The organism is Bradyrhizobium tropiciagri, from assembly GCF_018130545.1.
Taxonomy (GTDB): Bacteria; Pseudomonadota; Alphaproteobacteria; order Rhizobiales; family Xanthobacteraceae; genus Bradyrhizobium; species Bradyrhizobium tropiciagri_A.
In genome coordinates, this window is the sequence record NZ_JAFCKF010000003.1 from 309918 (window position 1) to 324264 (window position 14347).

Below are 14347 nucleotides of genomic sequence, written 5' to 3' on the forward strand. Positions count from 1 at the left end.
CCCATAGGGCATGCAAATCCGGAAGTGCTCCCCGGCTTGCGCTTGGCGCGACGACACGCTTAACGTCGCGCGCTAGAGCATGAGCTTGGGGTGGGCACCGGTTTTCCCGAGAGATCACGCTCCGACCAACGAGATCAGATTGTGTTGCGAACCATTCCAGTCGCACCATGATCGAAGAAACGTATCGAGACCAACTTGATGACCCGCATTGCCGTTGGCGGCTTCCTGCACGAGACCAACACCTTCGCACCGACGAAGGCGACCTATGACGACTTCGTGCATGGCGGCGGTTGGCCGTCGATGACGCGTGGCGCCGAGGTGCTCAAGGTCATGCGCAAGATCAATGCCGGCCTCGCCGGCTTTGTCGAGGCGGCGGAAGCCAATGGCTGGGAGCTGGCGCCGACGATTGCGACCGGTGCGACCCCGTCGGCACATGTGACAAAGGACGCCTTCGAGCGGATCGTCAAGGACATGGTCGACGGCATCGTCGCAGCCGGGCCGATCGACGGCGTCTATCTCGACCTGCACGGCGCCATGGTGACCGAGCACCATGACGACGGCGAAGGCGAAATCCTCGCCCGCGTGCGCCAGGCGATCGGCAAGGACATTCCGCTGGTCGCGAGCCTCGATCTGCACGCGAACGTCTCACCCGAGATGATCGAACATGCCGATGCACTCATCGCCTACCGTACCTATCCGCATGTCGACATGGCCGACACCGGCCGCGCCTGCGCCAGGCATTTGGCCTTGTTGCTCCAATCCAAGCAACGTCTCGCAAAGGCGTTCCGGCAGGTGCCGTTCCTGATCGCGATCAGCTGGCAGTGCACCAACGACCAGCCGGCCAAGGGCATCTATCAGAAGCTTGCGGCGCTGGAGAGCGACGCGGTTCCGACGCTTTCGTTTGCGTTCGGCTTCCCGGCCGCCGATATCAGGGACTGCGGCCCGAGCGTATTCGCCTACGGCCGGACCCAGGCCGATGCCGACGCTGCCGCCGACAGCATCGTCGCACTGGTGGAAAGCCACGAGAACGATTTCGACGGCCCGATCCATACGCCCGACGAGGGCGTGCTGCTTGCGATGAAGCTCGCGGCATCGGCGTCGAAGCCGATCGTGATCGCCGACACCCAGGACAATCCCGGCGCCGGCGGCAATTCCGACACCACGGGCATGCTGCGTGCGCTGGTGCGCAACGGAGCAAGTGCGGCCACCGGCGTGATCTGCGACCCGCAATCGGCGCGCGCTGCGCACGCGGCCGGCGTCGGCGCGACGGTCACGCTCGATCTCGGCGGCAAGTCCGGTATTCCGGGCGACACACCTTACAGGGAAACATTCGTCGTCGAGCAGCTCTCGGACGGACGGTTCGTCGCGCCTGGGCCGTTTTACGGCGGCCGCGACATGGATATGGGACCGTCGGCCTGCCTGCGGGTCGGCGACGTCCGCGTGGTGGTCGGCTCCTACAAGGCACAGCTCGCGGACCAGGCGATGTACCGCTATGTCGGCATCGAGCCGACCGCGCAGAAGATCCTGGTCAACAAGAGCTCGGTGCATTTCCGCGCCGATTTCGAGCCGATCGCCGAAAAGCTGCTGATCTGCGCCGCGCCCGGGCCGATGCCCGCCGATCCCGCCACGCTGCCGTGGAAACATTTGCGGCCCGGCATTCGTATCAAGCCTAACGGCACGACTTTCACACCCACCTCCCCATCACGCACAAACGGATAGAGACCATGCCGACCATTGAGCGCATCGACAGTTTTGCCGACGAACTCACCGCCATCAGACGGGATCTGCATGCGCATCCCGAGATCGGCTTCGAGGAGGTACGGACCTCAGGCATCGTCGCCGACAAGCTGACGAGCTGGGGCATCGAGGTGCATCGCGGCCTCGGCGGCACCGGCGTGGTCGGCGTGCTCAAGGGCAAGGGCAACGGCACCAAGAAGATCGGCCTGCGCGCCGACATGGACGCGCTGCCGATGGAAGAGAACACCAATCTGAAGTGGCGCTCGACCATCCCCGGCCGCTTCCACGGCTGCGGCCATGACGGCCACACCACGATGCTGCTCGGCTCGGCGCGCTATCTCGCCGAGACCCGCAATTTCGACGGCACCGTGCACTTCATCTTCCAGCCGGCCGAGGAAGGCCTCGGCGGCGCGCGCGCCATGATCAAGGACGGCCTGTTCAAGCAGTTCCCTTGCGACGAGGTCTACGGCCTGCACAACGCGCCCGACCTCAACCATGGCGAGATCGCGATCCTGCCGGGCCCGGCAATGGCCGCCGCCGACTTCTTCGACATCCGGATCCAGGGCTATGGCGCCCATGGTGCGATGCCGGAACGCTCCAAGGACGCGGTCGTGATCGCAATGACGCTCGGACAGGCGCTGCAGTCGATCGTCAGCCGCAACGTTGATCCGCTGCAGGCAGCGGTGCTGTCGATCACCCAGATCCATTCCGGTTCGGCCTACAACGTCATTCCCGGCGATGCCTGGATGTGCGGCACGGTGCGCTGCTTCTCCGAGGAGATCCGCGCGCTGATCCGCAAGCGCATGCGCGAGATCTGCGCCGGCTTTGCGGCGGCATATGAAGCTGAAATCTCGGTTGAGATCCGCGACGGCTTCAGCGTGCTGGTCAATCAGGAAGAGCAGTCCCGCGTGGTCGAGGACGTCGCGCGCACCGTCGTCGATCCGGCAAAGGTGATCACCCGCTCGACGCCCAAGATGGGCAGCGAGGATTTCGCAGACATGATGCAGGCCGTTCCCGGCGCGTATTTCTGGGTCGGTCATGACGGTTCAGTGCCCGTGCACAATCCCGGTTACGTTCTCGACGACAAGATCCTGCCGATCGGCGCCAGCATGTTCGCCCGCATCATCGAGAAACGTATGCCGGCAGGTGCGCATGCATAAGCCGAAAGCGGACGCCATCACGTCGCTGCACGATCTCTCCGCCGTCGACCTGCTCGCCGGCTATCGTGCCAAGCAGTTCTCGCCCTCCGAGGTGCTGGAGGAAATCATCTCCCAGGTCGCGACCTGGGAGCCGCACATCAAGGCGCTGTATCTGTACGACCCTGATGGGGCGCGGAAGGTCGCCAAGGCTTCGACCGAGCGCTGGCAGCAGGCCGAGCCGGCCGGCACGCTCGATGGCGTGCCCGTCACCATCAAGGACAACGTCGCGACCAAGGGGCAGCCGGTGCCGCTGGGTGCCGCCAGCGTCAAGCTTGCGCCGGCCGAGAAGGATGCGCCGCCCGCCGCGCGGCTGCGCGAAGCCGGCTGCGTGATCTTCTCGAAGACCACGATGCCGGATTACGGCATGCTGTCGTCGGGACTGTCGTCGTTCCATCCCCTCACCCGCAATCCCTGGGATGTCAGCAAGAATCCCGGCGGCTCGAGCTCCGGCGCGGGCGCGGCCGGTGCTGCCGGCTACGGCCCGCTGCATCTCGGCACCGATATCGGCGGCTCGGTGCGGCTGCCGGCTTCCTGGTGCGGCCTCGTCGCACTGAAGCCGAGCCTCGGCCGCGTGCCGATCGACCCGCCCTATGTCGGCCGCGTCGCGGGCCCGATGACCCGCACCGTTGACGATGCCGCGCTGATGATGAGCGTGCTGTCGCGCCCCGATCGTCGCGACGGCATGAGCCTGCCGGCGCTGGAAGTGAACTGGAAGGCGCTGGAGAAGTCGCCGCGCAAGCTGCGCATCGGGCTGATGCTCGATGCCGGATCCGGCCAGAAGGTCGAGAAGGAAGTCCGCGAGGCCGTGGTCAAGGCGGCGAAGGCGTTCGAGTCCGCCGGCGCCGTGATCACCGAAATCGACGGCATCCTGACGCCCGAGATGCTCGAAGGGCTCGATAATTTCTGGCGCGCGCGGACCTGGGACGAGTTGTCGAAACTGTCGCAGGCCGACCGCGGCAAGACGCTGCCCTACATCCTCAACTGGGCCGAGGCCGGTGCAAAACTCTCCGGCGTCGAAGTGGTGCGCGGCTTCAACCAGACGATGGCGATCCGCGCGGCCGCCGCAAAGCTGTTCTGCGAGGTCGACTACGTGATCTCGCCGGTGTCGCCGGTGGTGAATTTCCCGGCGGAGTTCGCCGCACCGCTCAACGACCCGGCAAAGCCGTTCGAGCACATCTGCTTTACCGTGCCATGGAATATGTCGGAAAATCCGGCGCTGTCGATCAACGCCGGCTACGACAAGAAGGGCTTTCCGATCGGCGTGCAGATCATCGGCCGCCGCTTCGACGACATCGGCGTGCTCGGCATGGGCAAGGCATTCGAAGGCCTGCGCGGCCCGCAGAAGCCGTGGCCGGCGCCGCCGAAGAAGTAGCGCCTCAACGCAAGTCGGATGCGCAGAGCCAGGCTCGCGCATCCGACTTCTTCACAAGGGATGATTGCCGGGTTAACTGAATGGAGACGCGCGCCAGCGCCGTTCATTCAAGAAAACCGAGAGGAAATCATCCCCATGGCGTATGAGACGATCAAGTACGAGGTCGCCGAGCAGATCCTGACCATCACGCTGAACCGGCCCGACAAGCTCAACGCCTTCAACGCCACGATGCAGCAGGAGCTGATCGACGCGTTCGACAAGGCCGACAAGGACGACGACGTCAGGGCGATCATCGTGACCGGTGAAGGCCGCGGCTTCTGCGCCGGCGCCGACCTCTCCTCCGGCGCCAACACCTTCGACCGCGATGCGCGGCGCGGCCCGGTCAAGCGCAATGCCGACGGCAGCGTCGACTACAGCGATCCGCAGGTCCGCGACGGCGGCGGCCAGGTGACGCTGCGCATCTTCAAGTGCCTGAAGCCTGTCATCGCCGCAGTGAACGGTCCCGCGGTCGGCATCGGCGTCACCATGCAGCTTGCAATGGACATCCGCATTGCGTCGGAAGCGGCGCGTTTCGGCTTCGTGTTCTCCCAGCGCGGCATCGTGCCGGAGGCCGCCTCGAGCTGGTTCCTGCCGCGCATCGTCGGCATCTCGCAGGCGCTGGAGTGGTGCTACTCCGGCCGCGTGTTCCCGGCGCAGGAAGCGCTCGCCGGCCGGCTCGTCAGCAAGGTGGTGCCGCCGGATGAGCTGCTGCCGACCGCGCGTGCGCTGGCGAAGGAGTTCGCGGCCAAGACCGCGCCGGTGTCGGTGGCGCTGATCCGCCAGATGATGTGGCGCATGCTGGGCGCCGACGATCCGATGGAGGCCCACAAGGTCGACAGCCGCGGCATCTATGCCCGCGGCCGCTCCGAGGACGTCAAGGAAGGCGTGGTGTCGTTCCTGGAGAAGCGCCCGGCGCAGTTCAAGAACAAGGTCTCGTCCGACATGCCCGACTATTTCCCGTGGTGGCAAGAGCGCGACTATAAGTGAGCGAACGGCGTCACGCGGCGTCCACATCTGACGGCGTCGTCCTGCTGCATGGCATCAGCAGGACGGCGCGTTCGTTTCGCAGGATGGAGCTCGCGCTCGGCGACGTCGGCTTCGCCACGCTCAATCTCGACTATGACAGCCGGCGCAAGCCGCTCGACGCGCTGGCCGAGGACATCTACCCCGCGCTCGATCGCTTCGCGCAGGGCCTCGATGGCTCCGTGCATTTCGTCTGCCATTCGATGGGCGGCCTTGTGGCGCGCGTCTACCTCGCAAGGCATCGCCCCGCCCGGCTCGGCCGCGTCGTGATGCTGGGCACGCCGAACGGCGGCAGCGAGATCGCCGACCGCCTGAAGAACCTCGCACCGTACCGCGCCTTCTTCGGCCCGGCCGGCCAGCAGCTCGTCACCCGCCGCGATGCAGCGACCGGCGCGCTGCTGCCGCCGATCGATTATGAGGCCGGCATCATCGCCGGCAACCGCTCGGTCTATCCGATCACGTCGATGGGGCTGCCGCGCCCGCATGACGGAAGGGTGTCGGTCGCCAACACCAGGCTCGACGGCATGGCGGATCACATCGTGATCCGTACCTCGCATCCCTGGCTGGTGCGAAATCGGGAAGCGATCACTCAGACGATTGTGTTTCTGAAAGAAGGGAAATTCACGAAATCGTAGGGTGGGCAAAGCGCAGCGTGCCCACCAATTCCTACACTGCTCGTGATGGTGGGCACGTCGCTTGCGCTCCTTTGCCCACCCTACGCACAGCGCACCTATCGCGTCAGCAACGCCACCCGCCCGATCGCCTTGCGCTCAATCAACAGCCGCATCGCTTTCGCGTAGTCCTCCAGCGGCAGCCGGTGTGAGATATTTGGCCGCACCCGGCCCGCCTCGGCCCATTCGCTCAGCGCCTTGAACCTGACCTCGCCGAGCGCGGGATCCTTGCGCACCGCCTCGCCGGCGCGGACGCCGAGCACGCTCGCGCCCTTGATCATCAACAGATTGGTGCGGGCGAGGCCGATGCCGCCGGTGAAGCCGACGACGAGAATCCGCGCGCCCCAGTTGATGCAGCGCATCGAGTTCTCGAACACCTCGCCGCCGACCGGATCGAACACGACATCGGCGCCGCGGCCGTCGGTGAGGCGCTTGACCGCATCACGGAACGGTTCGCGCGCATAGAGCACGAGATGATCCGCGCCGCGTTGTTTGGCAATCGCAAGCTTCTCCTCGGATGACGCCGCCGCGATCACGGTGGCGCCGAGCAGCTTGCCGATCTCTACCGCGGCAAGCCCGACGCCGCCGCCGGCGCCATGCACCAGCAGCACCTCACCCGGCTTGATCTGCCCGCGATCGATCAGCGCGTGATACGCGGTGCCGTGCGCGGCAAGAAAGGTCGCGCCTTCCGCATAGTCGAAGGTCGACGGCACCGGCACGAGCTGCGACGGCACCGCGATCGTCTCATCGCAATAGGCGCCGAAGCGCATCTTGACGATCACCTTGTCGCCGACGGCGACACCGGATGCACCATTGACCTCGACGACATCGCCGGCGGCCTCCGAGCCCGGCGTGAACGGCAGCGGCGGCTTGAGCTGGTACTCGCCGGCGGCCATCAGGATGTCGGGAAAGTTGATCCCGGCGGCACGGATCGCAACGCGGACCTGTCCCGGCTGCAGGGGCACCGATGCAGAGGTCTCGAGCTGAAGGCGCTCGGGCGGCCCGAGCTCGCGGCAAACAACGGCTTTCGGCATCAGGCGGCCCGCGCCTTGAGACGGGCCAACGCCTCGCGGATCAGCGGCAGGCGGTCATTGCCGAAGTACATGTCGGTCTTGTCGAGATAGATCGTCGGCGAGCCGAAACCGCCGCGCGCCATCACCTCCTCGGTGTTGGCCTTGAGCTGGTCCTTGATCGCCTGATCGCCGATGCCGGCAAGGAACTGCGCCGGATCGATCCCGAGCTTGCTGCAGATCTCGGTCAGCACGGCATCTTGCGAGATGTCCTTGTCATCGCCCCAATAGGCCTCGAACACCGCGCGCGCGAACGGCACCATCTTCTCGTTGCCGAGCCAGATGCAGCCGCGCATCGCCTTGACGCTGTTCACCGGAAACACCGTCGGCGGCATCTTGATCGCAAGACCGGCCGAGCGCGCCCAGTCGCCAAGATCCTTCTTCATGTAGCGCGCCTTCAGCGGCACCGGCTTCTCGCGCTGCGCGTAAACCGAGGGATTGACGGTGTTGAAGATGCCGCCGACCAGGATCGGCCGCCAGGTGATCGGCGTGTCGAACTCCTTCGCGATCGGCTGGATGTTGTGCCAGGCGAGGTAAGTCCACGGACTGGAACAGTCGAAGAAGAATTCGATCATGGCGTTTCCCTTTGTCTTTTCCTCGTTCATTGTCGTCATTCCGGAGTTCGCCGCAAGGCGCAGGCATCGCGACTGTGTCGCGCCGCGGAATAACGGACGTTATTTCTTCTCGACCAGCTCCTTCGCACGCTGGCCGAACATGTTCTTGCGTGATTCCTCGTCGAACGGCTCCTTGACGAATTTTCCAATCGCAAGCCCCGCCTGCACCTGCGACCGGGCACGCACGGTCGCGTACCAGCGCTTGATGTTCGGGTAGTCGTCGAGGGTGAAGCCCTGCGCCTTGTGGGTCATGGTCCAGGGGAAGCAGGCGATGTCGGCGATCGAATAATCGTCGCCGGCGATATAGGCGCCGGTCTTGCCGAGCTGACGGTCGAGCACGCCATAGAGCCGCGCCGTCTCGTCGCGGTAGCGCTCGATCGCATAGGGAATCTTCTCGGCCGCATAGAGCGCGAAATGGCCGTGCTGGCCGAGCATCGGCCCGAGACCGCCCATCTGCCACATCACCCACTGGATGACGTTCGACCGCGCACGCAGCTCCTTCGACAGGAAGCGGCCGGTCTTGTCGGCGAGATAGATCAGGATCGCACCGGTCTCGAACACCGAGAACGGCCCGCCCCCGTCGGCCGGGGCACGGTCGACGATCGCGGGAATGCGGTTGTTCGGGCTGATCGCCAGGAATTCCGGCCGAAACTGCTCGCCGGCGCGGATGTTCACCGGGATCACCGTGTAGGGTATCCCCAGTTCCTCCAGCATGATCGAGATCTTCCAGCCGTTCGGCGTCGGCGCGTAATGCAGGTCGATCATCGGCGTCCCTATTCCCTGTCACAAATACTTTTGTTGTTCTGTACGTCCACCTTAGGACATGGCACACAGGCGCTCAATCAGAACCCATCGGGAGGCACCCATGCTGTTTCCAACCACGATCGCAGGCTCGCTACCGAAGCCGGAATGGCTCGCCGAACCGAACATGCTGTGGGCACCGTGGAAATCGGAAGGCGCCGAGCTCGCCCGCGCCAAGCGCGACGCCACCGTGCTCGCAGTCAAGCTGCAGGAGGATGCCGGCGTCGATATCGTCACCGAGGGCGAACAGGCGCGCCAGCACTTCGTGCACGGCTTTCTGGAGCGGATCGAAGGCATCGATTTCGCCCACAAGGTCGAGATGGGCATCCGCAAGGACCGCTACAAAGCGATGGTCCCGCAGGTGGTCGCGCCGTTGCAGCTCAAGGGCCGCGTCCACGAGGGCGAGGCGCGTGCGGCGCGCGCCCACACCAAAAACAAACTGAAATTCACCCTGCCCGGCCCGATGACGATCATCGACACCATCGCCGACAAATATTACGGCGACCGCGTCAAGATGGCGTTCGCCTTCGCCGAGCTGTTGAATCAGGAAGCTCGGGCGTTGCAGGCCGACGGCGTCGACATGGTCCAGTTCGATGAGCCCGCCTTCAACGTCTACATGGACGAGGTGCGCGACTGGGGCATCAAGGCGCTGGAGCGCGCCGCCGAGGGCCTGACCTGCGCCACCGCCGTGCACATCTGCTACGGTTACGGCATCAAGGCCAACACCGACTGGAAGCAGACGCTCGGCGGCGAGTGGCGGCAATATGAAGAGACCTTCCCGGTCATCGACAAGAGCACGATCCAGCAGGTCGCGATCGAATGCCGCAATTCGAAGGTGCCGATCGAGCTGCTCGCCGCACTCCCTGGCAAGATCGTGCAGGCCGGCGTCATCGACGTCGCCAGCGACGAGGTCGAGACTGCCGAGGACGTCGTCAAGGTGATCGAGGCGGTCGCCAAGCACGTGCCGAAGGCCAACATCATCGCCACCACCAATTGCGGCATGGCGCCGATGCGACGGGATATCGCCGAAGCCAAGCTGATCGCGCTCGGCGCGGGTGCAAAGCTGGCGCGGCAGCGGCTGGCATAAGCGCAGCGCCGGCGGCTCAGCCCAGAGCAGCCGCTGCGCTGGGATGCAGCATCGGCCGATAGCCGGCTGCAAATGCACGGACGGTCGACGGCGGCGTCAGCAAGATCGCTGCGCCTGCGACCGCTGCACGCTCGTAACCGGCAAAGGACCAGCGCAGCGTGGTGCCGGCTGTAACGAGAAAGCTCTCGCCATCAACCTGGACCATCGTGCCATCGGGAAGTTCGGCAAGCGGCTTTGGCAACGGATGCAGCCGCTTCCTGCCGCGGTCGAGCCGTTCGGCATGCAGCACTGCATCCATCGCCTTGGCGCTGAGATCGCTCACGCCATTGCCTTGCTCCCAAGCGGCGCGAAACCGGTTGGCGTCGTCGCGGCGGCAGTAGAAGCAGGGCCGGTGCCCGGCCGCGAAGGCGGTGGCTTCATCCAGGAAGAACAGTTCGGTCCAGCTCTGCCGGCTCATCACCTTGCGGCGCCGCCCCCTGAACTCGCAGACACAGGTGAGCCACGCCGGCGACGACCATCGCTTGTTCAACAGCGTCCGCGTCGCCGGATCGTGGATGATGCCGCGGTTGCCGGTGAAGGTGCCGCGATGCTCTGACGCGACGATATCGCCGGTTGGGGTGACGCGGTTTTGCAGGGGCATGCTGCTGTTTCCCCCTCGCCCCGCTCTTGCGGGGAGAGGGTCGGGGTGAGGGGCTGCTTCCGCGAAAATATAGTGAGAGATGAACCCGCGGTGAGTCCCCCTCACCCGATCGCTGCGCGATCGACCTCTCCCCGCAAGCGGGACGAGGTGACTTTTAAGCCGCCCCATCCCTGATCGGCGGCTGGAACGACAGCGCGGTATCCCAGGGGAAGAAGATCCAGGTGTCCTGCGACACCTCGGTGATGTAGGTGTCGACCAGCGGCCGGCCCTTGGGCTTGGCATAGACCGTGGCGAAATGCGCGTCGGGCAGCATCTCGCGCACCAGCTTGCCGGTCTTGCCGGTATCGACGAGGTCATCGACGATCAACAGCCCCTTGCCGGTGCCGCCGCCGAGCTTGGCGGTCTGTTCCGAAATGCCCTTGAGCACTTTCAGGTCGCCCTGCTTGTCGTGATCGTAGCTGGCCACGCAGACCGTATCGATCACCCGCAGGCCGAGCTCGCGGGCCACGATCGCCGCCGGCACCAGCCCGCCGCGGGTGATGGCGACCACCGCATGGAACGGGCCGACCTCATTGAGCCGCCAGGTCAGCGCCCGGCAGTCCCGATGGAATTGATCCCACGAGACCGGGAACGGCCTGCCGGCCCGTTCCTGTGCACTCGGTTCAGAATTTCGCTCAACCATATCGCTTCAACCCGCCGGCTTTTTCTGCGCGGCCTGTACTTGCTTCAGCATCTCCTTCACCGCGGCCATCGCCGCCGCGAGCTTCTCCGGATCGCGCGAGCGGACCACCAGATTGGTGTTCGGCTTCTGGTTCTCGTCCTGGAACGGATAGCTGCCGATGATGGTGTCGGGATTGGCCTCCGCGATCGCCCGAAGCGGGCCACCGATGTCGCCCTCGCGCGCGTCGGCGCGGACCGAGTCCGACAGCATCCGCACGCCGGACTTCAGGGTCGGCGCCACGATATCCATCATCGCCTGCATGATGGTCGGGATGCCGGCCATCACGATGACATTGCCGAGCTTGAAGCCCGGCGCCAGGATGGTCGCGCTCTGGATCAGCTCGGCGCCGTCGGGCACCCGGGCCATCCTGAGCCGCGCCTCGTTGAGGTCCTGCTCACTCCAGCGCTCCCTGAACCGCGCCACCACCTCCGGGTGATGATGGATCTCGACCCCGAACGCCTTCGCCACGCTGTCGGCGGTGATGTCGTCATGGGTCGGCCCGATGCCGCCTGTCGTGAACACGTAGGTGTACCGATGCCGCAGCGCATCAAGGGCGGCGACGATGTCGGCCTCCTCGTCGGCGACGACGCGGACCTCCTTCAGGTCGATGCCGATATTGGTCAGGTATTCGGCGATGAAGCCGATATTCTTGTCCTTGGTCCGGCCGGACAGGATCTCGTCTCCGATCACCAATATCCCCGCCGTGACGATCTCGCTCATGGTCTCATTCCCTAACTTGATCCCCTGACATTGCCGATCCAATGCCTTGATGTCACGGGGTTTTGCCGCCGAATTAAGCAGACCTCAGCCGGTTTTTCGGGCAGGCCTTCCGCCTCACCCTTAGCAAATGCCACAAGCCAATGCATATCGCGCTGGCCCGCCCCTTGCTACCATCCCATCAAGTCATGCACTGTGTCTCATGGCTTGGGAGGGCAGTCGGGATATATGGCAGTCGCGTTCGATGAGATGAACGGCCTCGGCGAGGACCTTCGCCCGGCCTACCAGGAGCTCTCCCGCTGGCTCAAAGAGACGCCGCCGGATGCGCTCGAATATCGACGCCAGGAAGCGGAGCTGCTGTTCCGCCGGATCGGCATCACTTTCGCGGTCTATGGCGATTCAGAAGCCCAGGAACGGCTGATCCCGTTCGACGTCATCCCGCGCATCATGTCCGCGACCGAGTGGACGCTGCTGGAGAAGGGCCTGAAGCAGCGCGTGCTCGCGCTCAACATGTTCCTCAAGGACATCTATCACGGCCGCGACATCCTGCGCGCCAACATCATCCCCGAGGACCTGATCTTCCAGAACCCGGTCTTCCGCCCCGAAATGAACGGCCAGGACGTGCCGCACGACATCTACGTCCACATCGCCGGCATCGACATCATCCGCACCGATCCGGACAATTTCATCGTGCTGGAGGACAATGCGCGCACGCCGTCCGGCGTCTCCTACATGCTGGAAAACCGCGAGATCATGATGCGGCTGTTTCCGGACCTGTTCGCGCGGCACCGCGTCGCACCGGTCGAGCGCTATCCCGACGAGCTGTTGTCGGCGCTGCGGTCAGTGGCGCCGCACAGCGCCTCGGCTGAACCGACGGTCGCGCTGATGACGCCCGGCGTCTACAACTCGGCCTATTACGAGCATTCGTTCCTGGCCGACAAGCTCGGCATCGAGCTGGTCGAGGGGCGCGACCTCATCGTCAAGAACGACGAGGTGTTCATGCGCACCACCGAAGGGCTGAAGCGGGTCGACGTGATCTACCGCCGCGTCGACGACGATTTCCTCGATCCCCTCACCTTCCGACCGGATTCCGCGCTCGGCGTCCCCGGGCTGATGTCGGCCTATGCCGCCGGCAACATCACGCTCGCCAATGCGGTCGGCACCGGCATCGCCGACGACAAGGCGATCTATTCCTACATGCCCGACATCGTGAAGTTCTACCTCAGCGAGGAGCCGATCCTGAAGAATGTGCAGACCTGGCGCTGCCGCGAACCGCAGGATCTGTCCTACGTGCTCGACAACCTCGCCGACCTCGTCGTCAAGGAGGTGCACGGCTCGGGCGGCTACGGCATGCTGATCGGGCCCGCCGCCACCAAGGCGACCATCGAGGCGTTCCGCGACAAGCTGAAGCGCGAGCCGGAAGGTTTCATCGCCCAGCCGACGCTGGCGCTGTCGACCTGCCCGACCTGCACCGACAAGGGTCTGGCGCCGCGTCATGTCGACCTCCGCCCGTTCGTGCTGACCGGCTCCAGCCACACCACCATCGTGCCCGGCGGGCTGACGCGGGTGGCGCTGAAGGAAGGCTCGCTCGTGGTCAATTCGAGCCAGGGCGGCGGCACCAAGGACACCTGGATACTGAGCGAGTAGTTGAAAGCATGCTGTCGCGCACCGCTGAAAACCTGTTCTGGCTGGCCCGTTACGTCGAACGTGCCGAATATCTCGCGCGCACGATCGATGCCACGCTGCGCGTCACCGCGCTGCCCGCAGCCTATGTCGGCAAGACCAATGAGTGGGATTCCGCGCTGCTCACCGCCGGCGTCGGTCCGAGCTTCTACGATCACTACGAAGAAGCCAACGAACGAAACGTCGTCGAGTACCTCTCCTTCTCGGACGCAAACCCCGCATCGATCAAGAACTGCATCGAGGCGGCGCGGCTCAACTCACGCTCGGTCCGCACCGCGCTGACGTCGGAGATGTGGGACACCATCAATTCGGCCTGGATCGAGCTGCAGGCGGTCTGGAACAAGGGTCCCGCCAATCGCGAGGAGCTGGCGAAATTCCTGCGCTTCGTGCAGGAGACTTCGCTGCGCTTCGACGGCTCGGCCTACCGCACCATGCTGCGCAACGACGCCTACTGGTTCTCGCGGCTCGGGGTTCATCTCGAGCGCGCCGACAACACCGCCCGCATTCTCGACGTCAAGTATCACATGCTGCTGCCCGAGGAGGAGCATGTCGGCGGCCCGCTGGATTACTACCAGTGGACCTCGATCCTGCGCTCGGTGTCGGCGACGACAGCCTATCACTGGGTCTACCGGGAAACCCTGAAACCCTGGCTGATCGCCGACCTGTTGATCCTCAACGACACGCTGCCGCGCTCGCTTGCCAGCTGCTACAGCAATCTGGTGCGCAATCTGGACCAGATCGGCGTCGCCTATGGCCGCCAGGGCGCCTCTCAGCGCCACGCCCGCGGCATCAGGAATCGGCTCGAGCACAGCCACATGGACGATATCTTCCAGCACGGCGTGCACGAATTCATCCAGGAATTCATCGCCGATAACTCGAGGCTGGGTGAGATCATCACCAAGCAGTACCTGATCTGACCGATACGGGCCAAAATCGCTCAAATTGTCGTCATGGCGGGCTCAAAAGCGCGAAG

General features: G+C 64.8%; 14 protein-coding genes. 8 read left to right on the forward strand and 6 right to left on the reverse strand.

What is annotated here, in order from left to right:
- The first annotated feature begins 198 nt into the window (after positions 1-198).
- From JQ616_RS14155 to JQ616_RS14175, 5 genes are all read left to right on the forward strand, one after another.
- On the forward strand, positions 199-1719 hold the full coding sequence (locus JQ616_RS14155; protein ID WP_212015250.1) for a M81 family metallopeptidase: 1521 nt from the start codon (positions 199-201) through the stop codon (positions 1717-1719).
- Positions 1720-1724: 5 nt separating this feature from the next.
- Positions 1725-2897: a M20 aminoacylase family protein gene (locus JQ616_RS14160; RefSeq protein ID WP_212015252.1), complete on the forward strand. Its 1173-nt coding sequence runs from the start codon at positions 1725-1727 to the stop codon at positions 2895-2897.
- Positions 2890-4308: an amidase gene (locus tag JQ616_RS14165; RefSeq protein WP_212015254.1), complete on the forward strand. Its 1419-nt coding sequence runs from the start codon at positions 2890-2892 to the stop codon at positions 4306-4308. Before JQ616_RS14160 ends, JQ616_RS14165 begins: the two co-directional genes overlap by 8 nt.
- 135 nt (positions 4309-4443) lie before the next feature.
- Entirely contained in the window at positions 4444-5334 is an 891-nt protein-coding gene (locus tag JQ616_RS14170; RefSeq protein WP_050625555.1) for a crotonase/enoyl-CoA hydratase family protein, read from the forward strand.
- Positions 5331-6005 carry an alpha/beta fold hydrolase gene (locus JQ616_RS14175; protein WP_212015256.1) on the forward strand — a complete coding sequence of 225 codons (675 nt, stop codon included), beginning with the start codon at positions 5331-5333 and terminating at the stop codon, positions 6003-6005. The genes JQ616_RS14170 and JQ616_RS14175 overlap by 4 nt, the downstream gene beginning before the upstream one ends.
- 95 nt (positions 6006-6100) lie before the next feature.
- Here JQ616_RS14175 and JQ616_RS14180 read toward each other — a convergent pair whose 3' ends face one another.
- From JQ616_RS14180 to JQ616_RS14190, 3 genes are all read right to left on the reverse strand, one after another.
- The gene (locus tag JQ616_RS14180; RefSeq protein ID WP_212015258.1) at positions 6101-7075 is read right to left on the reverse strand and encodes an NADPH:quinone oxidoreductase family protein; all 975 of its coding nucleotides are present in this window, start codon (positions 7073-7075) and stop codon (positions 6101-6103) included.
- Positions 7075-7686 (reverse strand): 2-hydroxychromene-2-carboxylate isomerase, encoded by a 612-nt coding sequence (locus tag JQ616_RS14185; protein ID WP_212015260.1) that lies wholly within the window; start codon positions 7684-7686, stop codon positions 7075-7077. The genes JQ616_RS14180 and JQ616_RS14185 overlap by 1 nt, the downstream gene beginning before the upstream one ends.
- Before the next feature lie 99 nt (positions 7687-7785).
- Positions 7786-8490, reverse strand: a complete 705-nt coding sequence (locus JQ616_RS14190; protein WP_212015262.1) for a glutathione binding-like protein — start codon at positions 8488-8490, stop codon at positions 7786-7788.
- Positions 8491-8590: 100 nt separating this feature from the next.
- On the opposite strand from JQ616_RS14190, the gene JQ616_RS14195 reads away from it, so the two are divergent.
- Entirely contained in the window at positions 8591-9613 is a 1023-nt protein-coding gene (locus JQ616_RS14195; RefSeq protein ID WP_212015264.1) for a methionine synthase, read from the forward strand.
- A gap of 16 nt (positions 9614-9629) precedes the next feature.
- Here the strand turns inward: JQ616_RS14195 and JQ616_RS14200 are convergent, their stop codons facing one another.
- The 3 genes from JQ616_RS14200 to JQ616_RS14210 form a co-directional block, all read right to left on the reverse strand.
- A complete protein-coding gene (locus JQ616_RS14200; RefSeq protein ID WP_212015265.1) occupies positions 9630-10253 on the reverse strand; it encodes a hypothetical protein in 624 nt (207 codons plus the stop codon).
- 154 nt (positions 10254-10407) lie between these two features.
- Positions 10408-10935, reverse strand: coding sequence for a xanthine phosphoribosyltransferase (gene gpt / locus JQ616_RS14205; RefSeq protein WP_212015266.1), 528 nt, complete (start codon positions 10933-10935; stop codon positions 10408-10410).
- A 6-nt stretch (positions 10936-10941) separates the two neighbouring features.
- A complete protein-coding gene (locus JQ616_RS14210; protein ID WP_212015267.1) occupies positions 10942-11694 on the reverse strand; it encodes a competence/damage-inducible protein A in 753 nt (250 codons plus the stop codon).
- Between the two features lie 225 nt (positions 11695-11919).
- On the opposite strand from JQ616_RS14210, the gene JQ616_RS14215 reads away from it, so the two are divergent.
- Positions 11920-13338, forward strand: a complete 1419-nt coding sequence (locus tag JQ616_RS14215) for a circularly permuted type 2 ATP-grasp protein (RefSeq protein ID WP_163161604.1) — start codon at positions 11920-11922, stop codon at positions 13336-13338.
- Between the two features lie 8 nt (positions 13339-13346).
- Positions 13347-14291, forward strand: coding sequence for an alpha-E domain-containing protein (locus JQ616_RS14220; protein WP_212015268.1), 945 nt, complete (start codon positions 13347-13349; stop codon positions 14289-14291).
- The last annotated feature ends 56 nt before the right edge of the window (positions 14292-14347 follow it).